This window comes from Alsobacter sp. P4_H11, from assembly GCF_056400925.1.
Genome location: NZ_JBFUKI010000005.1, coordinates 378,008 through 398,102, shown reverse-complemented (window position 1 = coordinate 398,102; position 20,095 = coordinate 378,008). Strand labels below are relative to the sequence as shown.

General features: G+C 66.8%; 18 protein-coding genes and 1 pseudogene. 10 read left to right on the top strand and 9 right to left on the bottom strand.

Going from position 1 to position 20,095, the window contains the following annotated elements; genetic code table 11:
• The 5 genes and pseudogenes from AC1DSZ_RS11465 to AC1DSZ_RS11445 all read right to left on the bottom strand — a co-directional run.
• Nucleotides 1–266 (bottom strand): annotated as a pseudogene (locus AC1DSZ_RS11465) (hypothetical protein); the annotation flags it as partial.
• A 1,106-nt stretch (nt 267–1,372) separates the two neighbouring features.
• Nucleotides 1,373–3,127 carry a flagellar motor stator protein MotA gene (gene motA / locus AC1DSZ_RS11460; RefSeq protein ID WP_476838486.1) on the bottom strand — a complete coding sequence of 585 codons (1,755 nt, stop codon included), beginning with the start codon at nt 3,125–3,127 and terminating at the stop codon, nt 1,373–1,375.
• A gap of 533 nt (nt 3,128–3,660) precedes the next feature.
• Nucleotides 3,661–3,909 (bottom strand): DUF2442 domain-containing protein, encoded by a 249-nt coding sequence (locus AC1DSZ_RS11455; protein ID WP_476838485.1) that lies wholly within the window; start codon nt 3,907–3,909, stop codon nt 3,661–3,663.
• Between the two features lie 33 nt (nt 3,910–3,942).
• On the bottom strand, nt 3,943–4,968 hold the full coding sequence (locus AC1DSZ_RS11450; protein WP_476838484.1) for an AbiJ-NTD4 domain-containing protein: 1,026 nt from the start codon (nt 4,966–4,968) through the stop codon (nt 3,943–3,945).
• Between the two features lie 91 nt (nt 4,969–5,059).
• Nucleotides 5,060–8,797 carry a vitamin B12-dependent ribonucleotide reductase gene (locus AC1DSZ_RS11445; protein WP_476838483.1) on the bottom strand — a complete coding sequence of 1,246 codons (3,738 nt, stop codon included), beginning with the start codon at nt 8,795–8,797 and terminating at the stop codon, nt 5,060–5,062.
• A 666-nt stretch (nt 8,798–9,463) separates the two neighbouring features.
• Here AC1DSZ_RS11445 and AC1DSZ_RS11440 point away from each other — a divergent pair.
• The 10 genes from AC1DSZ_RS11440 (at nt 9,464) to parC (ending at nt 18,076) form a co-directional block, all read left to right on the top strand.
• The gene (locus tag AC1DSZ_RS11440) at nt 9,464–9,724 is read left to right on the top strand and encodes a type II toxin-antitoxin system VapB family antitoxin (RefSeq protein WP_476838482.1); all 261 of its coding nucleotides are present in this window, start codon (nt 9,464–9,466) and stop codon (nt 9,722–9,724) included.
• Nucleotides 9,712–10,128 carry a type II toxin-antitoxin system VapC family toxin gene (locus tag AC1DSZ_RS11435; RefSeq protein WP_476838481.1) on the top strand — a complete coding sequence of 139 codons (417 nt, stop codon included), beginning with the start codon at nt 9,712–9,714 and terminating at the stop codon, nt 10,126–10,128. The genes AC1DSZ_RS11440 and AC1DSZ_RS11435 overlap by 13 nt, the downstream gene beginning before the upstream one ends.
• Before the next feature lie 144 nt (nt 10,129–10,272).
• A complete protein-coding gene (locus tag AC1DSZ_RS11430) occupies nt 10,273–10,722 on the top strand; it encodes an NADH:ubiquinone oxidoreductase subunit NDUFA12 (protein ID WP_476838498.1) in 450 nt (149 codons plus the stop codon).
• A gap of 115 nt (nt 10,723–10,837) precedes the next feature.
• Nucleotides 10,838–11,314 carry an OsmC family protein gene (locus tag AC1DSZ_RS11425; protein ID WP_476838480.1) on the top strand — a complete coding sequence of 159 codons (477 nt, stop codon included), beginning with the start codon at nt 10,838–10,840 and terminating at the stop codon, nt 11,312–11,314.
• A gap of 139 nt (nt 11,315–11,453) precedes the next feature.
• The gene (locus AC1DSZ_RS11420; protein WP_476838497.1) at nt 11,454–12,161 is read left to right on the top strand and encodes a DUF2155 domain-containing protein; all 708 of its coding nucleotides are present in this window, start codon (nt 11,454–11,456) and stop codon (nt 12,159–12,161) included.
• Nucleotides 12,162–12,297: 136 nt separating this feature from the next.
• Nucleotides 12,298–13,062, top strand: a complete 765-nt coding sequence (lepB, locus tag AC1DSZ_RS11415) for a signal peptidase I (RefSeq protein ID WP_188517714.1) — start codon at nt 12,298–12,300, stop codon at nt 13,060–13,062.
• Between the two features lie 4 nt (nt 13,063–13,066).
• Nucleotides 13,067–13,777, top strand: a complete 711-nt coding sequence (gene rnc, locus AC1DSZ_RS11410) for a ribonuclease III (protein ID WP_476838479.1) — start codon at nt 13,067–13,069, stop codon at nt 13,775–13,777.
• A complete protein-coding gene (era, locus tag AC1DSZ_RS11405; RefSeq protein WP_476838478.1) occupies nt 13,774–14,733 on the top strand; it encodes a GTPase Era in 960 nt (319 codons plus the stop codon). The genes rnc and era overlap by 4 nt, the downstream gene beginning before the upstream one ends.
• Nucleotides 14,734–14,786: 53 nt before the next feature.
• Entirely contained in the window at nt 14,787–15,530 is a 744-nt protein-coding gene (recO, locus tag AC1DSZ_RS11400) for a DNA repair protein RecO (RefSeq protein WP_476838477.1), read from the top strand.
• Between the two features lie 299 nt (nt 15,531–15,829).
• Nucleotides 15,830–18,076 (top strand): DNA topoisomerase IV subunit A, encoded by a 2,247-nt coding sequence (gene parC / locus AC1DSZ_RS11395; RefSeq protein ID WP_476838476.1) that lies wholly within the window; start codon nt 15,830–15,832, stop codon nt 18,074–18,076.
• Nucleotides 18,077–18,112: 36 nt separating this feature from the next.
• Here the strand turns inward: parC and AC1DSZ_RS11390 are convergent, their stop codons facing one another.
• The 4 genes from AC1DSZ_RS11390 to AC1DSZ_RS11375 form a co-directional block, all read right to left on the bottom strand.
• On the bottom strand, nt 18,113–18,445 hold the full coding sequence (locus AC1DSZ_RS11390) for a type II toxin-antitoxin system HicB family antitoxin (protein ID WP_476838475.1): 333 nt from the start codon (nt 18,443–18,445) through the stop codon (nt 18,113–18,115).
• Nucleotides 18,442–18,702 carry a type II toxin-antitoxin system HicA family toxin gene (locus AC1DSZ_RS11385; protein WP_476838474.1) on the bottom strand — a complete coding sequence of 87 codons (261 nt, stop codon included), beginning with the start codon at nt 18,700–18,702 and terminating at the stop codon, nt 18,442–18,444. Before AC1DSZ_RS11385 ends, AC1DSZ_RS11390 begins: the two co-directional genes overlap by 4 nt.
• Before the next feature lie 51 nt (nt 18,703–18,753).
• The gene (locus tag AC1DSZ_RS11380; RefSeq protein WP_476838473.1) at nt 18,754–19,500 is read right to left on the bottom strand and encodes an arginyltransferase; all 747 of its coding nucleotides are present in this window, start codon (nt 19,498–19,500) and stop codon (nt 18,754–18,756) included.
• Between the two features lie 132 nt (nt 19,501–19,632).
• The gene (locus AC1DSZ_RS11375) at nt 19,633–20,088 is read right to left on the bottom strand and encodes an RDD family protein (protein WP_188517268.1); all 456 of its coding nucleotides are present in this window, start codon (nt 20,086–20,088) and stop codon (nt 19,633–19,635) included.
• Nucleotides 20,089–20,095: the final 7 nt, after the last annotated feature.

The window sequence follows — 20,095 nt, the reverse complement described above, 5'->3', positions numbered from 1 at the left end:
GGGCGGGGCGCGGTCGCGACGGGCCGCGCCCGGGTGGGACGCGCCGCCACGGGCTTGCGCTTGCGCGGCTCGGCCGGGGCCTCGACGGTCAATCCCGGCGTGGTGGTCGCCTGAGCGGCGGCCTCCTGCGCGGCCAGCGTGCCGGCGAGGGCGGCTGCGGTCAGAAGCCCGACGCCGGCGGCGCGGTCGGTTTTCGCGGCGGCCGGCCGCGTGGTGGAAAAGGTGGATGCGCCACGCAAGGTGGCGGGTCGCTTGCAATCGCCCATGGTTCAGCCCCAAGGCGACCCTCCTCAGAGAGTCGCCAGCCGATCCCACGCCTCGGCGCCGACACGGATTGTCGGTCGCCGACCCGGGGGAGTCGGACGCCCAAAACAACGCTCTGTCGTCTGGGTGGCTGGAGGGCGCGCCTGTGGCTGCCTGCAACGAGCAAGGCCGTTTTGGCATTGTTGACGAATGGCGTCAAGAACCCTGGACGGGGTCTTTCACACCCGGCCGCAGCCCACCCCGGCGACACTCGCCAGCGAGGGGCGCGTGGGCGCAGATGTGCGTTCTCCGTGCGCGCGGAGGTGAGGCGGGCGGTGACGTTGAGGGGAGACGCGGAGCGCCGGCCATCAAGTCCGTAGTGCAGCGGATGTCGGATGACCGACGCTCCACGTCCGGCGATTTTGGGCTGTTTCGACCCGCGCTCCGGCTCGCGACGCCCCTCCGGTGGGACCGGGCGCCGGGAACGTTAAGGTGGCCGCGTCCACGGCCCCGCCATAGTACGGGGCGGGCGGGCTCACGACCGGTCGCCGGGCTTGCCGGGGCTTTCACCCCCCGACCCGCCGACCGGCCGCTTCGAAACAGCCTCCCGGGAGGATGGGACCGGTAACCCCACCCGCGCAGGCGCCGCGCCCCGACCCCACTTGCAGACCGCTCCGGAAGCGTTCCCCATCTGGGTCGAGAGTGAGCGAAGGGTGCCGGAAGCGAGGCGAATTGTCAAGGATTTTATTCTTAGATTATCCTCGCCGCCAGCCGCCCTTGATCCTCCCGCCCACACGCCCGGACGGGCCCGCTCCCCAGATCCAGGCCAAAAAGCCGTTCGAACATCCTCGATCCCCTCATCCTGAGGAGCAGGCCCACTTGGGCCTGCGTCTCGAAGGACGAGGGTCTCCAGCTTGCTCCCCGTTTTCAGCTTTCTGGACCCCCTAGTCCTTCGAGACGCATCGCCAAGGGGCGATGCTCCTCAGGGTGAGGGGCGTTGAGCGGCCAGGCTCATACGCCGCGGGGGCGTTGAGCGCGCGTTCCGCCCGGCTCTCAGGATGAGGGGCGTTGAGCAAATGAGCGGCCAGGCTCTCACGAACAGCGCGCCGGCGAGATCCGGCGCCTCGGGTCAGCGCAGCACGCCCGGGGGCATCGGCGGCGCCTCGTTGATGAGCGTGATCGTCAGGCGCTGGTTCGACGCGAGGTAGGGATTGTCGGGGAACACCGGCTCGGTGTCGGCGCGTCCCGCCACCGAGGTGAAGCGGTTGCTCGGGAACCCGGCGCCGGACAGGATCTCGCGCACCGAGACAGCGCGGCCGGCGGTGAGGCCCCAGGATTCCGCGCCTTGCGAGCCCGGGCGCGTGGCGGCCGTGTGGCCGGTGACGGAGAGGCGGTTGTTCAGCCGGCGCAGGGTGGGCGTCAGCGCCTCCAGCACGAGGCGGGTGCGCTCATAGGGGCGGACCGAGCCGTCCGGGAACATGGAGCGGCCGTCCTGGTCCGTGAGCGACACGTTCACGCCCTCCCGGGTCGCCTCGACCACGATGTTGCGCGACATCTCGGCATATTCGGGCATGGCCTGGAGCGCCTGCCGGATGCTGGCCGCCGCGCTCTGGTTGGCCTTCGCGTTGGCGGCCGGGCGCTTGGCGTCGCTGTCGCTGGCGGCCAGGCCGCCGCCCTCCCGGTCGCCGGCGCGGCCCGTTCCAGCCCCCGGCGCGTCGCGCGCATCGGACGCCTTGGCGCCTGTCTTGTCGATGGTGGTTCCCATCAGGATGCCGCCGGAGCCGCTGGTGGTGGGGCTGACATTTGGCGGCGCGAAGTAGTTCGCCAGGCCGGTCTTCTGCTCCTGCGTGGTCATGCTGATCAGCCACATCAGCAGAAAGAACGCCATCATGGCGGTGACGAAATCCGCATAGGCGATCTTCCACGCGCCGCCATGGTGCGCATGGGCGGCCTTCTTGACCTTCTTGATGATGATCGGCTGGGTGGACTTGGCCATCGGGGATCCTGCTGGCGAATGGGGTGAGGCGGCGGCTGGCAGGGCGGCGGTGGCGGCCTCCACTTCGCTGTAGGTCGGGCGGACCTCGCTGAAGAGCGCCTTGCGGGCGAACTCCACCGACATCACCGGCGGCTGGCCGCTGATGTGGGCGAGCAGTCCCGCCTTGAGCGAAATGTAGTATTTGGACTCGGCCTCGAAGGTGCTCTTCAGCGAGGCCGCCATCGGGGCGAAGAAGCCGTAGGCGACGAAGACGCCAAAGAAGGTGCCGACCAGCGCGCCGCCGATGAGGTGGCCCAGCACCTCGGGCGGCTCGGAGATGGCCCCCATGGTCTTGATGACACCGAGCACGGCCGCCACGATGCCGAGCGCCGGCGTGCCGTCCGCGAGCGACTGCATGGCGGCCACGATGCGCTCCTGTTCCTGGTGATGGGTTTCGAGCTCCTCGTCCATGAGCGCGTCGATCTCATGGACATTGTCCGCGCCCATGGTGACCATGCGCATGTAATCGCAGACGAATTCCACCGCGTGGTGGTTCGCGGCGAAAGTCGGGAAGGCGTTGAACAGGGTCGACTCGCCCGGATTTTCCACGTGCGGCTCGATGGCCGTCATGCCCTTCTGCTTTGCGAGCTTGTATAACGAGAATTGCATCGCCAACAGTTCGACATAACAGTCTTGCTTGTACTTTGGGCCTTTTACAAGCGTGCCGAGCATGGATGGCACGGCTTTCAGCACCGGTCCGGGATTGCCGATGATGAAGGCGCCGATGGCGGCGCCGAGGATGATCACGAACTCGAAGGGCTGCCACAGCACCTCGAGATGGCCGCCCATCATCGCGTAGCTGCCGAAAACACAGACGAAAACCAGGATCGTGCCGACAATCAGCCGCATGGTCTGCCACCTTTGCGGGCAACCCCGCGCAATTGCTACCTGCAAAGCAATTGACTGATGAAAGTTAAGGTCAGGTATAGGGCCGGTGGACCAGCGCGGCGCCGGCGCGTCCCTCTCCGGCTTGCGGGAGAGGGGCAGGGGTTAGGGCGGGGGACTCGGGACGGCCGTGCGCGTCCCTCTCCCCCGAACAGGGAGAGGGACAGGGTGAGGGCCGCCGGGCATGGAGCGCCACCGACCGCCCGCAAGCCCGCCGGCGCCGCCCTCACCCCAGCCCTCTCCCTGTTCCAGGGAGAGGGGGCGCATGGCGGCCTTCTCCCGGAGGGAGCCCCCCGCCCGCCGCCGCGCCTCCCTCTCCCGCTTGTGGGAGAGCCGCAGGGGTGAGGGTGGGAGACGCGGGACGGCCGTGCGCGTCCCCTCTCCCTGGCACAGGGAGAGGGACAGGGTGAGGGTGGTTCGTTTTGCTCGGCGCCCATCGTGAAGGGCGGCCCTTCTCCCCCCGGGAGAAGGTGTCGGCGGAGCCGACGGATGAGGGACTAAAGCTTGGTCTTTCTCCCCCGCATCGCGGCGCAACGCCCGGCCGCTAGACCCTCATCCGACCCTTCGGGCTGCGTTCTCCCGGGGGGAGAAGGGGAGCGCGCGTCAGGCGGCGCGGTTGGGAGGGGGGGGGGCTGGTCGCGGCGGCCGGCCAGGAGGGCGGCGATGCTGATGTCCTCGTCCAGCGCCTCCCAGTGAAGGCCGGCGGGGCTCAGCGTGTAGGCCGACTGCCAAACAGCCCTTGTCAACAGAGCTAGAAAGCGGACTGATTTACAAAAGAATCACGAAATTGAACCACTTGCATTGGTGTTGCTGAGCCGGTTCATGCGTCGGATCAGATTGCGAATCCACGTCATGCAATATTCAAGCGCCCAGTCGGTCTGCTCGTCTGTCAATTCGGGCATGTCTTCCTTGCCTGGGCCGTGACCCAAAGGATTTCTAACATGCTCAAAGAAAAGCTTGAGTGAATCGGCTTCCCACTTCTTTATAAAGTTTCCGGATCTATCACTTAAAAGACTATCAATATAGTTGTAAGCAGATTTTTCTTTTCTTGTAGCACATTCTAAATCGCTTACTATGATTTTGATAGCGCTTTCCAAAGCACGCGCTCCGTACCATGCTGGATCGCGCCCCATTGAATCCCGTAAGTCGAACGCGAGCTTTAGGTCAATATCTACATTCTTCCATTTTGTATCCGCGATCAAACCCCAAAACGGTCGTTCAATTTTTTCGGTGATGAGATCATCCGAAACAAGCTGGATAAATCCGTTATGATAGTTTAGCGGTGCCCCTGATCGGGAAAGACGAATATTAAGTTCATCAACTAAAGATCTAAATTCCTCATTTCCTTTAGTTGAAGACTCGCTGAGGAATTGAGCTATCAATCCCCCACTAGGGGAGGCCGCATAATCCGAGTTACTGAATGATAATAGGCTCGATTTGCGTCGAAAAGCCAATTCGATGAGGCTGATCCGATACTTCATGTAAAGATCAGGAGAAAAATTCGGCTGGAACTGTTGATTAAGAAAATTGCTTATTATAGCTTGAATATCATTCTCAAAGGGCAAATTATTATGAATAAAGTATTTGTTACTAAGTATATCAAGACCCATTTCTGTGCATAGAGCATCGTGCACCGACCATAGATGCTTCTGGTAGATTTTGTTCAAAGTGCTATCTGGCTGACGAGGAAACAACTGCTCTGTGATAAGCTTTGCTGCTTGGGCGCAAAGTCGTCTTTCGGGCTCATTGAACGTTGCCCACACGACCCGGGATGAATATCTATCGAAGAAAACGTCTGTAATCATTGTGTTATCTTGCGCTAATAACATGGAAGACAATGGGGCCGTCCAGACCCCATTGTCTCTTCAACTAGTGTAATATGATATACATCGCCCCTCAGCTACACCCCGTCGTCCCACCGCAAGTATCGCACTTCAAGCAGGTCCCATTCCGGACCAGCGTGAAGTTGCCGCACTCGCCGCAGGCGTCGCCCTGGTAGCCCTTCATGAGCGCCTCGGCCCGCTTGGCCGCGCCGGTCGGGGCAGGAGCCTGCGCCTGCTCCCGCGGAGCAGGAGGCGCGAAGGCGAGGTTGCCGAGGCCGTCCTCGCCGATGACGCGCTCGACCTCTTCGGCGACTTCCTCGCGCACATCCTGCTTCAGCGCGGTGGCGCCCTGGGTGGCGTAGGCGGTGGTCACGGCGGCGCCGGCGGCCGGGGCCGGGCGGCTGTCGAAGCCGCCCGCGATGGCCATCAGATTGGTGGCCTTGCCGCGCACGAGGCCCTTGGAGACGACGCGCGAGGCGTGGTTGGCCGGGGCCTTGCCTTCGTCGTCGCCCTTGCCGAGCGCGTCGAACACGGTGGCTTCCGGCGCGACATGCGCGAGGTCGTTACGCCCGAGGTAAGAGATCGCGAGCTCGCGGAACACGTAGTCGAGCAGCGAGGTGGCGTTCTTGATGGCGTCGTTGCCCTGCACGAAGCCGGCCGGCTCGAAGCGCGTGAACGTGAAGGCGTCCACGTACTCCTCCAGCGGCACGCCGTATTGGAGGCCGAGCGAGATCGCGATGGCGAAATTGTTCATCAGGCTGCGGAAGGCGGCGCCCTCCTTGTGCATGTCGATGAAGATCTCGCCGATGCGGCCGTCCTCGTACTCGCCGGTGCGCAGATACACCTTGTGGCCGCCCACGATGGCCTTCTGGGTGTAGCCCTTGCGCCGGTCCGGCAGCTTCTCGCGCTCGCGCATCCGCTCGATGCGCTCCACCACGCGCTCCACGATCTTCTCGGAGATCGCGGCCGCCCGGGCGGTGGCCGGCTGGGCGATGAGCGCCTCGACCTCGTCCTCCTCGTCCTCGTCGGCGATGAGTTGCGAGTTCAGCGGCTGGGAGAGCTTGGAGCCGTCGCGGTAGAGCGCGTTGGCCTTGAGCGCCAGGCGCCACGAGAGCGTGTAGGCGTTCTTGGCGTCCTCGACGGTGGCGTCGTTGGGCATGTTGATGGTCTTGGAGATCGCCCCCGAGATGAAGGGCTGCGCCGCCGCCATCATGCGGATGTGGCTTTCCACCGAGAGGTAGCGCTTGCCGATGCGCCCGCACGGGTTGGCGCAGTCGAACACCGGGTAGTGCTCACGCTTGAGGTGCGGCGCGCCTTCCAGCGTCATCGCCCCGCAGACGTGGATGTTCGCGCCCTCGATCTCACCCTTGGTGAAGCCGAGGAAGGCGAGGAGCTCGAAGGAGGGATCCGCCAACTTCTCCGCCGGCACCTTGAGGGTGTTGACGAGGAAGTCCTCCCCGAGCGTCCACTTGTTGAAGACGAACTTGATGTCGAAGGCCGACGCCAGGTTCTTCTCCACCGCGGCGATCTGTGCGTCGCCGAAGCCCTTGCCCTTGAGCGTGGTGTGGTTCACGCCCGGCGCCTGCGCCAGGGAGGCGTGGCCCACCGCGTAGGCCTCGATCTCGGCGATCTGCGCCTCGCCGTAGCCGAGCGTGCGCAGCGCCTCCGGCACCGCCTGGTTGATGATCTTGAAGTAGCCGCCGCCGGCCAGCTTCTTGAACTTCACCAGCGCGAAATCGGGCTCGATGCCGGTGGTGTCGCAGTCCATCACCAGCCCGATCGTGCCGGTGGGGGCGATCACGGTGGACTGGGCGTTGCGGAAGCCGTTCTTCTCGCCAAGCGCCAGCGCGTCGTCCCAGGCCTTGCGGGCGTGCTGGACGAGCTTCTGGTCCGGGCAGGAGGCGTGGTCGAGCGGCAGCGGCGCGATGTTGAGCCCCTCATAGCCGGAGGTCTCGCCATGCGCGGCGCGGCGATGGTTGCGGATCACGCGCAGCATGTGCTTCGCGTTCTCCTTGTAGCGCGGGAAGGTTCCGAGCTCGCCCGCCATCTCGGCCGAGGTCTTGTAGGCCACGCCCGTCATGATCGCCGTCAGCGCGCCGCAGATGGCGCGGCCCTGCTCGGAGTCGTACGGGATGCCGGCCGTCATCAGCAGGCCGCCGATATTGGCGTAGCCGAGGCCCAGCGTGCGGAACTCGTAGGAAAGCTGCGCGATCTCCTTCGACGGAAACTGCGCCATCATGACCGAGATCTCGAGCACGATGGTCCACAGCCGCGTGGCGTGCTCGTAGCTCTCCACGTCGAACTCGCCGTCAGCCTTGCGGAACTGCAGCAGGTTGGCGGAGGCGAGGTTGCAGGCCGTGTCGTCCAGGAACATGTATTCCGAGCACGGGTTCGACGCGCGGATCTCGCCAGACGCCGGGCAGGTGTGCCAGTCGTTGATGGTGGTGTGGAACTGGATGCCGGGATCCGCCGACGCCCAGGCGGCGTGGCCGATCTTCTCCCACAGGTCGCGGGCCTTCAGCGTCTTGATCGGCTTGCCGGTGATGCGGGCCGTGAGATCCCAGTCGCCGTCGTTCTCCACGGCGTTCAGGAACGCGTCGGTGACGCGCACCGAGTTGTTGGAGTTCTGGCCCGAGACCGTGAGGTAGGCCTCCGAATCCCAGTCGGTGTCGTAGCTGTCGAACTGGATCTCGGTGTAGCCCTGCTTGGCGAACTGGATGACGCGCTTGATCAGGTTGTCGGGCGCCATGGAGCGGCGGGCGAGCTTGATCTCGCGCTTCAGCGCCGGGTTCTTCTCCGGGTCGTAGCAGCTGTCGCCGGGGCCGTCGCAGTTCACGCAGGCCTTCAGGATGGCCTTGAGGTGCTTCTGCAGGATCTTGGAGCCGGTGACCAGCGCGGCGACCTTCTGCTCCTCCTTCACCTTCCAGTCGATGTAGCTCTCGATGTCCGGATGGTCGACGTCCACCACCACCATCTTGGCGGCGCGGCGCGTGGTGCCGCCCGACTTGATGGCCCCGGCGGCGCGGTCGCCGATCTTCAGGAAGCTCATCAGGCCCGAGGAGCGCCCGCCGCCGGCGAGCTTCTCGCCCTCGCCGCGCAGCGCCGAGAAGTTGGAGCCCGTGCCCGAGCCGTACTTGAACAGGCGCGCCTCGCGCACCCACAGGTCCATGATGCCGCCCTCGTTCACGAGGTCGTCGGCGACCGACTGGATGAAGCAGGCGTGCGGCTGCGGGTGCTCATAGGCGGACTTGGAGCGCGTCAGCTTGCCGGTCTTGTGGTCGACGTAGAAGTGGCCCTGGGCCGGGCCGTCCACGCCATAGGCCCAATGCAGGCCGGTGTTGAACCACTGCGGCGAGTTCGGGGCCACCATCTGCATGGCCAGCATGTAGCGGTGCTCGTCGAAGAACGCCTGCGCGTCCTCCTCGGAGGTGAAGTAGCCGCCCTTCCAGCCCCAATAGGTCCAGCAGCCGGCGAGGCGATCGAACACCTGCTTGGCCGACATCTCCGAGCCGGTGCGCTCGTTCTCGGGCAGGGCGGCGAGCGCCGCCTCGTCCGGCACGGAGCGCCACAGCCACGACGGAACGTCGTTCTCCTCGACCTTCTTCAGGCGGGTGGGCACGCCGGCCTTGCGGAAATATTTCTGGGCGAGAACGTCGGCCGCGACCTGGCTGAACTGCTGGGGCACGTCGATGCCTTCCAGCCGGAACACGATGGAGCCGTCCGGATTGCGGATCTCGCTCGTGACGGAGCGGAACGCGATGGCGGCGTAAGGCGACTGGCCGGTCTTGGTGTAGCGACGTTCGATCCGCATCGTCATCCCCTTTAGGGCGGACAACAACGGTCCGCCGGGCCGGTCGAGTTCCGGCCTCTTGCCCAAATCTGTTATCTGCCCCTGAGGAACGCGGCCAACTCTCGGCGGGTCGAACCTGCATCCCGATGCTGCCGCGGCGTTGCGGGCGTTCCCTTCCGGTCCTGGTTGAGGGGGGCCGGGAAGGGGGCCTCGCCGGGCTGCGGCGAACCGTCAAGCGGCGCCGCCGCAGCCCCGTGCGACACGTCCATAACCTAGGCCCCGGGGAGCCAGAACGTCAAGGATTAGTGCCTCCGGGTCTTTGCTGACGCAAGATGTTGTAACAGGGGTGTGAACAGTGGGGATGATGCAACGCTGTCGCATAAGCCTCGGATTCACTTACGAGAATCGATTCAATTTTAGCCATCGGAGGTCGTGGCGGCGCCTTGGGGCGTTGCGGAATCGTGGAAGACTCGCCCACACGGACCCGCGCAGGCTTGACTCGCGCGAAAGTTGAGCGGGTGGCGCCGCGGTTGAGGCCGAAATGAGGCAGGCTTTGAGGTTGGGGTGGAATCGGCATCCAGAGGCTCCGTCGCGCGGCCGCGAGGACCGGACGCGAATCGGCGCGCCCGTGCTTGCCTTTACGCGGACGTGATCGCATCTTTACAGGGCTCTTCCGCAGGAACCGCCATGTCTGCCAATCCATCCTCCGCGCCCCTGAACATCCGAAATCCCCGGGCGCGTGAATTGGCGCGGGAACTGGCCGAGCGGCGCCGGATCAGCATCACGGATGCGGTGGTCGGCGCGCTGCAGGCCGAACTCGCGCGCGAGCGCGCCGCCACGCCCCTGGCGCGCCGGCTCGCCGCCATAGGCGAGCAATCCTGCGCAAAGGCCGGACCCAACACTCGCGACCTCACGGACGACGATCGCGACGCGATGTGGACGCGGTGATCTTCATCGACACCTCGGTTTTCGTCGCGATCCTGTGCCGGGAGCCCGAGGCCGATCTTTTTGCGGCCGCCATCGAGGGCGCGGCCCGACGCGTGACCTCGCCGCTGGTCAGGTTGGAAACCTGCATGGTCGTCGCGACGAGGCTCGACCGCACGCCAACGGACGTCGCGCTCGATTTCGACGCGATCCTGACCGAGGCCGCGATCGAGGTCGTTTCCATCACGGACGACATGGGGCAGGGGGCCACTCGCGCTTTCGAGCGCTTCGGAAAGGGACGCGGAACCCGGGCGAAGCTCAATCTCGCCGACTGCTTCTCCTACGCGTGCGCCCGGTCGCTTGGCGCTTCGATCCTGTTCAAGGGGCGCGACTTCGCGGCCACCGATCTTGCCATCGCGCCATTCTGAAAGCCGCAGCCGGCGCCCCCCGCGACCACGGTCGGGCTGGACAGGCGCCCCCGCAATCGTATAGTCCGCGCCAGAATGCCCGGGCCTTCGGTGGCCCGCCGACCAAGGCCCATGCGGGCCCTGCGCAAAGGCCCTCCCATGGCGATGAAGCCCTTTCTCTTGCAGTTCTTCACCTGGTGGAGCGGCCAGACCATCGGCACGCGCTTCTTCACCTGGCGCTTCGGCGAGCGGGTGGGGGAGGATGAGTTCGGCAACGTCTATTACCAGACCGCCGGCGGCAAGATCGACCCGACCATCGGGGTGCCGCGCCGCTGGGTTGTCTACAAGGACCGCACCGAGGCCACGCTGGTGCCGGCCGGCTGGATCGGCTGGCTGCGCAACACGCAGGTGGAGCCGCCGTCCGTTCAGCCCTACACGCCGCGCGAGTGGGAGCGGCCGCACCAGCCCAACATGACCGGCACGCCCTTCGCGTACCGCCCCAAGGGCTCGATCCTGAACCAGAACGAGCGCCCCGCCGCCACCGGCGACTATGATGCCTGGGTTCCGGGCGGCGCGCCCAAGGAGCGGCGCATCGAGACCGGCGAGAAGGCCTGACCCGGCTCTGCCGACCCGGCTCTCCGCCAGCCCAAACGCAAACGCCGCCTTCCGGGCGGCGTTTTTCGTTGTAGGGTCGGCCTGGGGGCTTGATCGGGTTGGCCTGGAGACGCGCATGCGCGAACATCGCTACCGCACCACCACGGTGTGGACCGGCAATCTCGGCTCCGGAACCGCCGATTACCGCAGCTATGGGCGCGACCACGCCGTGCGGGTGGTCGGCAAGCCCGACATCCTGGGCTCGTCCGATCCCGCCTTTCGTGGCGACCCGACGCGCCATAATCCCGAAGACCTCTTTGTCGCCTCGCTGTCGGCCTGCCACATGCTCTGGTACCTGCATCTCGCGGCCGTGTCCGGCATCGTGGTGGCGGCCTATGAGGACGAGGCCGAGGGCGTGATGGAGGAGGGGCCGGAGGGCGGCCGCTTCACGGGCGTCACCTTGCGGCCCCATGTCCGCATCGTGGCCGGCGATCCACAGAAGGCCGGCGCCCTGCACGAGCAGGCGCACCGCTACTGCTTCGTCGCCAATTCGGTGAACTGCCCGGTGCGCTGCGAACCCACGATCGAGAGCCAGCAAGGCGGCGACAGCTGAGCCGAAAGGCCATGAAGCGCCACACGGGGCGGCGCAAAGGCGCGCCCGCCCTTTCTCCGCCCACTTTGGCGTGTTAAGCACCCGGCCCGTTGGGCGACCGCGGCCTCGAATCGCGGCGTGGAGCCTCTTGCGCGTGTTCATGCCTGTCTTGCCGATCGTTACGATCCTTCGTCGCCCCGCCCCGATCGCGGCCGTTCTCGGCTGCGCGATGGCGCTCGCGGCCGGTCCCGCCCAGGCGGACAAGATCAAGAACCCGACCGCGATCTTCGCCGGGCTCGACAAGATCACGGGCCGGATCATCTCCTTCGAGGCGCAGGTCGACGAGACGGTGCAATTCGGCGCGCTCCAGATCACGCCGCGTGTCTGCTACACGCGCCCGCCGACCGAGCCGCAGAACACCACGTCCTTCATCGAAGTGGACGAGGTGACGTTCAACAACGAATACCGCCGCATTTTCGGCGGATGGATCTTCGCATCGAGCCCCGGCCTGCACGGCATCGAGCACCCGATCTACGACGTGTGGCTGACGACCTGCAAAGGCGGCAAGGACGTGATCCCGGATCCGGTGGATCCCGACAAGATCGACCCGCTGAAGCCGACGCAGCCCGAGCCCAAGGTTTCCGAGCAGCAGCAGCGCCAGCAGCGCCGCGCCCAGACCAATGGCGGAACGGGTGGCCTCTACACCGTTCCGGCTCCGGCGGCGCCGGCCGGCGGCGGGCAGATCGGCGTCGCGGCCCCGCAGGGCGTGCCGGTGGCGCCGCGCCAGCCGACCCAGCGCTTCTTCCCGACCAATCCCAACGGCGTCGGCTTGCCGCCCGGGCGTGACCCGACCGGCAGCAACCGCTGAGCGCGCCGCCGTTTCGTTGCCTTGGCCTGCCCCGAGGTCTATACCGCTCGCAGGCGGCCCGGGGGCGGCCGGCGCGCCCGAAAATGGGTCGCCGGACGCTGCGTTTTGAGGACGTGAGATGACGGAGCCCACCCGCGTGGCGAACACCAGCACATCCGCTGACGAGGGCGGCGTCCTCGAAACCATCAAGGTCGTCGTCCAGGCGCTCCTGATCGCCCTGGTGGTGCGGACCTTCCTGTTCCAGCCGTTCAACATCCCGTCCGGATCGCTGATCCCCACGCTGCTGATCGGCGACTACCTGTTCGTCTCGAAATACAGCTACGGCTATTCGAAATATTCGATCCCGTTCAGCCCGCCGCTGTTCAGCGGCCGGATCTGGGCCGCGGAGCCGCAGCGCGGCGACATCGCGGTGTTCAAGCTGCCGCGCGACAATTCCACCGACTACATCAAGCGCGTCATCGGCCTGCCGGGCGACCGCATCCAGATGATCGACGGCATCCTCCACATCAACGGCCAGCCGCTGAAGAAGCAGGCGGTCGGCAAGGAGGACGTCAACGCCGGCGCGGGCTACCGCGACCGCGCCACCTTCTATCGCGAGACGCTGCCCAACGGCATCAGCTACGTGATCCAGGAACTGGACATCTACGGCAACAAGCTCGGCCGCAACACGCCCGTCTACCAGGTGCCGCCCGGCAACTTCTTCATGATGGGCGACAACCGCGACAACTCGCTCGACAGCCGCGACATGACCTCCCAGGGCGTCGGCTACGTCCCGTTCGAGAACCTGATCGGCCGCGCCGAGGTGATCTTCTTCTCGGTGTCGGAGGAGGGCGCGGCCTGGAAGGTGTGGGAGTGGCCCTGGACCGTGCGCTGGAACCGCCTGTTCAAGCCCGTGCATTGAGCTGATGGCGCGCCGGCCAAAGCCCAGCCTCTCCGTCCTGGAAGAGAGCATCGGCTATTCGTTCAAGGACCGCGCCCACCTGGAGCGCGCCCTGACCCACATCAGCGCGCTCAAGGGCACGCCCAGCAACGGGCCGCACTACCAGCGGCTGGAATTTCTGGGCGATCGCGTCCTCGGGCTCGTGGTCGCCGAGATGCTGTACCGGACCTACCCGAGGGCCGGCGAGGGCGAGCTCTCCCGCCGCCTCGGCCATCTGGTGCGGCACGAGACCTGCGCGGAAGTCGCCGAGCTGTGGGATGTCGGCCCGCACATTCGCCTGGGCGTCGGCGAGAACCAGTCCGGCCTGCGCAACAAGACCGCCATCCTGGGCGACGTCTGCGAGGCCGTGATCGCGGCCGTGTACCTCGACGGCGGCTTCGAGCCCGCGCGGGTCTTGGTGGAGCGCGATTTCGGGCCCAAGATGAGCGAACCCGGCCGCGCCACGCGCGATCCGAAATCCATGCTGCAGGAATGGGCGCTGGGCCTCGCCCGCCCCGTGCCTGTGTACGAGGAGCGCGACCGCTCCGGTCCCGACCACGCGCCGCAGTTTCGCATCGCGGCGCGAGTCGAGGGCTTCAAGGACTGCGAAGGGGAGGGGCCATCTAAGCGCCTCGCCGAGCAGGCCGCCGCCGAGGCATTTCTGCGCCGTGAGGGCGTGCTGAAGGATTCCCGATGACCGACACGCCCGCCCCGCACGACGACGAGCCGCAGGACGCCCCGGACGCGCCGCGCGAACCGACCCGCTGCGGCTTCGTGGCCCTGATCGGCGCGCCCAACGCCGGCAAGTCGACGCTGATCAACGCCCTCGTGGGCGCCAAGGTGTCGATCGTCTCGCGCAAGGTGCAGACCACGCGCGCGCTGGTGCGCGGCATCGCGCTGGAAGGCGCGGCGCAGATCATCGTCGTGGACACCCCCGGCATCTTCGCCCCCAAGCGCCGGCTCGACCGCGCCATGGTGACCTCCGCCTGGGGCGGCGCCGGCGACGCCGACGCGGTGGCGCTCTTGGTGGACGCCCGCAAGGGCGTGGACGAGGAAGTCCAGGCCATTCTTGCCAAGCTGGGTGAGCTGAAGCGGCCCAAGCTGCTGATCCTGAACAAGATCGACATGATCGACCGCACGCGCCTGCTCGGCCTCGCGCAGGACATCAACGCCCGCCATGCCTTCAAGGAGACCTACATGATCTCCGCCCTGAAGGGGGACGGCGTCGACAAGGTGCGGCAATCGCTGGGCGCCATGATGGCCCCGGGCCCCTGGCTTTACCCGGAGGACCAGATCTCCGACGCGCCGCTGCGCATCCTGGCCGCCGAGATCACCCGCGAGAAGCTGTTCGAACGCCTCCACGACGAGCTGCCCTACGAATCCACCGTCGAGACCGACCAGTGGAAGGTGATGAAGGACGGCTCGGCCCGGGTGGAGCAGACGATCTTCGTGGCCCGCGAGAGCCAGCGCAAGATCGTGCTCGGCAAGGGCGGCCAAACCATCCGGGCCATCGGCGAGATGTCGCGCAAGGACATCGCCGAGGCCGCTGAAGTGAAGGTGCACCTCTTCCTGTTCGTGAAAGTGCGTGAGAACTGGGCCGACGACCCGGAGCGCTACCGCGAGATGGGCCTGGAGTTCCCGCGCGGCGGGTAGGCGCGACGCGCGCGCCGGGGACGTCCGCCGGGCGCCTGTGCTAAACCGCCCCCATGGAGTGGCGCGACGAAGGCATCGTGATCGGGGTCCGGCGGCACGGCGAGGGCAGCGTCTTGCTGGAGCTCCTGACGCGCGAGCATGGGCGCCATCTTGGCCTCGTGCGGGGCGGGCGCTCGGCCCGGATGCAGCCGGTGCTGCAGGCCGGCAACTCCGTGTCGGTCGCGTGGCGGGCGCGGCTGGACGAGCATCTCGGCTCGTTTCAGGTCGAGCCCACGGTGCAACGCGCCGCGCGGCTGATGGATTCGCCCGCCGCGCTTTATGGCCTCGGCGTGCTCGGCGGCCTCGTGCGTCTCCTGCCGGAGCGCGATCCGCACCCGGCGCTGCACGAGACGCTGGAGCTGGTGCTGGGCGCGCTGGACGATCCGGCGCTGGCCGGCCCGCTGGTGGTGCGCTTCGAACTCGCGATCCTGAGCGAACTCGGCTTCGGCCTCGATCTCGCCGAATGCGCCGCCACCGGCTCGCGCGACAACCTCGTCTTCGTGTCGCCGAAAACCGGCCGCGCCGTGTCGGCCGCGGCCGGCGAGCCCTGGCGCGACAAGCTGCTAGCCCTGCCGCCGTTCCTGCACGAGGGGCAGGGCCGGGCGCTGCCGAGCCCCGCCCAACTCGCCGCCGCCTTTGCGCTCACCGGCCACTTCCTGAACCGTCACGTCTACGAACCAAGGGGAACGCCAGCCCCGGACGTGCGGGCGTCGTTCATCGCGGCCGTTCTTTCGGCTCAGTCTCGCGACGCGAGTTAGCGTTCGCAGCGCGCTGGACGGTCGACGCCTTGCCGCAGCGCGCCCCCTCTCCCTGGCGCAGGGAGAGGGTTGGGGTGAGGGCGCCGCCGCCTCCGCGGCGGTCTTGTCGAGGTCAAGGGCCCGACCGGCCCTCACCCTGTCCCTCTCCCCTGCAGGGGAGAGGGGACGCGCTGCAGCGGCCTTGGGACACGGCGAGGCTCAGCCTGGGGATAAGGCCGCCCCAGCCTTGCGGCGCAAGGCCGTGTTCGCTAAGCGTTCACGGCGTTCGTCCCGGATTTGGACGACCAACGAGGATCGTGATGGGCAAGCCGGTCGACCCACCGTCAGGCAAGGACGTCGAGAGCATCGACCTGCGCGAGGCGCTGGAAGAGCGCTATCTCGCCTATGCGCTCTCGACCATCATGCATCGCGCCCTGCCGGATGCGCGCGACGGGCTGAAGCCCGTGCACCGGCGCATCCTCCACGCCATGCGGCTGCTGCGGCTCGATCCCGGCACGGCGTTCAAGAAATGCGCTCGCATCGTCGGCGACGTGATCGGTAAGTTCCACCCGCATGGCGACCAGGCCGTCTACGACGCGCTGGTGCGCCTCGCGCAGGACTTCGCCCAGCGCTACCCGCTGGTGGACGGGCAGGGCAATTTTGGCAACATCGACGGCGATAACGCGGCCGCCTACCGCTACACCGAGGCCCGCCTCACCGAGGTCGCGCGGCTGCTGCTGGAAGGCATCGACGAGGACGCGGTCGACTTCCGCGACACCTACAACGGCGAGGACGACGAGCCCGTCGTGCTGCCGGCCGCCTTCCCGAACCTGCTCGCCAACGGCTCGCAGGGCATCGCGGTTGGCATGGCGACCTCCATTCCGCCGCACAACGCCGCCGAGCTTTGCGACGCGGCGCTCTACCTGATCAGCCATCCCAAGGCGACCTCCGAGCAGCTGCTCACCTTTGTGCCCGGGCCCGATTTCCCCACCGGCGGCGTGCTGGTGGAAACCCGCGCCAGCATGGCCGAGACCTACCGAACCGGCCGCGGCGGCTTTCGCCTGCGCGCCCGCTGGGAGAAGGAGGAGACCGGCCGCGGGACCTGGGTGGTGGTGGTCACCGAGATCCCCTACCTGGTCTCCAAGGGCCGGCTCATCGAGAAGCTCGCCGAGCTGATCAACGAGAAGAAGCTGCCGCTGGTCGCCGACATCCGCGACGAATCCGCCGAGGACGTGCGCGTCGTGATCGAGCCGCGCTCGCGCACGGTCGACGCCTCCATGATGATGGAAAGCCTGTTCCGCCTGTCGGAGCTGGAAAACCGCATCGGCATGAACATGAACGTGCTCTCGGGCGGCGTGATCCCCCGGGTGCTCGGCCTCTCCGAGGCGTTGCGCGAGTGGCTGGACCACCGCCGCACCGTGCTGCTGCGCCGCTCGCGCCACCGGCTGAACCACATCGAGAAGCGCCTGGAGATCCTCCAGGGCATGCTGATCGTCTATTTGGACCTCGACCGCGTCATCAAGATCATCCGCGAGGAGGACGAGCCCAAGGTCGAGCTGATGCGGTTCTTCGAGCTCACCGAGAACCAGGCCGAGGCCATTCTCAACACCCGCCTGCGCTCGCTGCGCAAGCTGGAGGAGATGGAGCTGAAGCGCGAGCTGACCTCGCTGGAGGCCGAAAAGGGCCGGATCGAGACGCTGCTCGGCTCGGAGGCCGCCCAGTGGAAGACGATCTCGTGGGAGATCCGTGAGGTCCGCAAGACCTTCGGCCCCGAGACCAAGATCGGCAAGCGCCGCACCAGCTTCGCGGACGCACCAGACCTCTCGGACGTCGACTTCGCCGAGGCCATGGTGGAGCGCGAGCCCGTCACCGTGGTGGTGACCCAGAAAGGCTGGATCCGCGCCCTCAAGGGCCACGTGCAGGACCTCTCGGGCCTGCAGTTCAAGGGCGACGACGCGCTGCAGACCTCGTTCTTCTCCGACACGGGCGCGAAGATCCTGGTGCTGGCCGACAACGGCAAGGTGTTCACCCTTGAGGCCTCGCGCCTGCCGGGCGGGCGCGGCTTCGGCGATCCGATCCGCCTTATCGCCGACATCGACGCGGGCGCGGAGATCATCCAGGTCTGGCAGCACAAGCCGGGCGGCAAGCTCCTGTTCTGCACCAGCGAAGGCCGCGGCTTCGTCGCGTCCTCGGACGACGTCGTCGCCAACACCAAGAAGGGCAAGCAGGTGCTCAACGTCGACGCCGGCCAGAAGGCGGTGTTCGCCGCCCCGGCCGACGGCGACCACGTCGCGATCATCGGCGAGAACCGCAAGCTGCTGGTGTTCCCAACCGCCCAGACACCCGAAATGTCGCGCGGCAAGGGCGTGCGCCTCCAGCGCTACAAGGACGGCGGCGTCTCGGACGCCAAAGTCTTCACGCTGGCCGACGGCCTGACCTGGCGCGACACCTCCGGCCGCACCTGGACGGTGGCGGCGGGCGAGCTGACCGAGTGGATCGGCAACCGCGCGGAGGCGGGTCGGCTGCCGCCGAAGGGCTTCCCGAAGAACAACAAGTTTGGGGGGTAAGAGACGGGTGCGTCGAGGTTGGTGCGCCCCCGTAGATCAGCGCACCGCTTCCCGCTCGATCATGCTCGCGATCCACTTATTCAGGCTGACGCCGGCGCGCTTGGCCGCCGTCGCGGCGGCGCGATGCACGGGAGGGTCGACCCGGACGACGAACTGGCCGGAATAGGGTTTCTCGGGCTCTTCGCCGCGTTCGCGGCAAAAGGCGAGATAGTCTTCCACGGACGCTTCGAGCGCCTGCTTCAGTTCGCTTACGGAACGGCCCGAGAAGGTGATCACGTCGCGAAGGTTCATCACCTCGCCGTGAAAGATCTCGGCGTCCTCATCATAGGCCACCAATCCCTCGTAGCCCTTGTAAGACATCGTGTTCATGGCTCGATCCCGGCCTCGACGAGGAAGCGGCGCACCGATTTCAGCGCTCCCTTGTCGGTTTCCTTCTGCGGGTGAGGGCGATGAAAGGTGGCCCTCACGCCATTCAACGCGACGCGAACCCGCGAGCCGCTCCCTTCGCTCACTTCGGCTCCGCACGCCGTCATAAGGCTCTCGATGTCGCGCCACACAACACCGGCCCGCATCGGATCGCCGTAGATCGCTGCCAGCGTCGCGCGATGCTTGCTGTTGAACGCCATATAGTATCACTTTTCAGTACTAAAACAAGCCAGCCCAAACGGCCGCAGACTTCACTCCACCCGCTGCCACCCATGCGGAGCCAACCGCTCCTGCGGGGTAAAGCGCGCCTTGTAGGCCATCTTGGGCGAGCCCTCGACCCAGTATCCCAGATACACGTAAGGCAGCCCGAGGCGGCGCGCGCGGGCGATGTGGTCGAGGATCATGTGGGTGCCGAGGCTGCGCTCGGCCTCGTCGGGATCAAAGAACGAGTAGACCATCGACAGCCCGTCCCCGAGCACGTCCGTGAGCGCGCAGCCGATCAGCGGGCCGACGCCGCGGCCGTTTATGGCCGTGTCGGGGCCGCGCCGGCGGTACTCGATCACTTTGGTCTCGACATGGGAGTCCTCCACCATCATGGCGAAGTCCAGCGCCGTCATGTCGGCCATGCCGCCGGAGGCGTGGCGCGAGTCGAGGTAGTGGCGAAACAGCGAATATTGCTCGGAGGTCGGCGTGTTCTCGCGCATCTCGCCGACAAGGTCGCGATTGCCGTCCGACACGCGCCGCATGTTGCGCGAGGGCGAGAAGTCGTCCACCAGCACGCGCACCGAAATGCAGGCGCGGCAGCCGTCGCAGGCGGGCCGATACGCGATGGTTTGCGAGCGGCGGAAGCCGCCATGCGTGAGGACGTCGTTGAGCTCCGGCGCGCGCTTGCCGATGAGGTGCGTGAACACCTTGCGCTCGAGCTTGCCGCGCAGATACGGGCAGGCGGTCGGGGCCGTCAGGTAGAATTGCGGCTGGTCGCGGGACTGGGTCGTCAATCCGAGCTTCCTTGCCTTCTTCCGGACCAGTCCCGGCGCGCGCGAACCGCACGTCGGAGGCCCTTGCGGGCGCGCACCTCAGGATAGCATCGGGAGCGCCAGCCTCAAGCCCCGAGGCTGGCGCGTGGGCGATCAGGTTCCGCGACGCACCGCGATCAAGCCCGAAAGCAGATCGTGCAGCATGCGCCGGTCGGCGCGCACGAGGCCAAACAGCAGCACGAGCGGGGTCAGCGTCGAGATGCTGACGTAGAAGAACACCGCATGCACGGCCGCGACGATGAAGGGCGCGGTCTGGCCCGTGACCGTGCGCAGCTCGACGCCGAACATGCGCTGGCCGATCGTCGAGCGCCGCGGCCCCGAGACGGTGACGCCGCTGTAGATCACGGCCACGATGGGCCACAGCACCGGCAGGATCATCCAGCCGAGCCCGAAGGTGAGCACGCCGAGAACCAGCGACGCCACCGCGAACACGGCCCAGAGCGCGCCGATCACGAAGAAGTCCACGATCCACGCGCCCATGCGCCCGCTGAGGACGCCGGACGTGTCGCTGGCCGGAACGGCGGTGTAGACGACGGGCTGAGGGGTCATCGCAGTC

Coding starts and splice junctions, on each gene's coding strand:
- motA (WP_476838486.1), bottom strand. CDS start 3,127: ATGCGGCTGATTGTCGGCACGATCCTGGTTTTCGTCTGTGTTTTCGGC.
- AC1DSZ_RS11450 (WP_476838484.1), bottom strand. CDS start 4,968: ATGATTACAGACGTTTTCTTCGATAGATATTCATCCCGGGTCGTGTGG.
- AC1DSZ_RS11445 (WP_476838483.1), bottom strand. CDS start 8,797: ATGCGGATCGAACGTCGCTACACCAAGACCGGCCAGTCGCCTTACGCC.
- AC1DSZ_RS11440 (WP_476838482.1), top strand. CDS start 9,464: ATGTCTGCCAATCCATCCTCCGCGCCCCTGAACATCCGAAATCCCCGG.
- AC1DSZ_RS11430 (WP_476838498.1), top strand. CDS start 10,273: ATGAAGCCCTTTCTCTTGCAGTTCTTCACCTGGTGGAGCGGCCAGACC.
- AC1DSZ_RS11425 (WP_476838480.1), top strand. CDS start 10,838: ATGCGCGAACATCGCTACCGCACCACCACGGTGTGGACCGGCAATCTC.
- AC1DSZ_RS11420 (WP_476838497.1), top strand. CDS start 11,454: ATGCCTGTCTTGCCGATCGTTACGATCCTTCGTCGCCCCGCCCCGATC.
- rnc (WP_476838479.1), top strand. CDS start 13,067: ATGGCGCGCCGGCCAAAGCCCAGCCTCTCCGTCCTGGAAGAGAGCATC.
- era (WP_476838478.1), top strand. CDS start 13,774: ATGACCGACACGCCCGCCCCGCACGACGACGAGCCGCAGGACGCCCCG.
- recO (WP_476838477.1), top strand. CDS start 14,787: ATGGAGTGGCGCGACGAAGGCATCGTGATCGGGGTCCGGCGGCACGGC.
- parC (WP_476838476.1), top strand. CDS start 15,830: ATGGGCAAGCCGGTCGACCCACCGTCAGGCAAGGACGTCGAGAGCATC.
- AC1DSZ_RS11390 (WP_476838475.1), bottom strand. CDS start 18,445: ATGAACACGATGTCTTACAAGGGCTACGAGGGATTGGTGGCCTATGAT.
- AC1DSZ_RS11385 (WP_476838474.1), bottom strand. CDS start 18,702: ATGGCGTTCAACAGCAAGCATCGCGCGACGCTGGCAGCGATCTACGGC.
- AC1DSZ_RS11375 (WP_188517268.1), bottom strand. CDS start 20,088: ATGACCCCTCAGCCCGTCGTCTACACCGCCGTTCCGGCCAGCGACACG.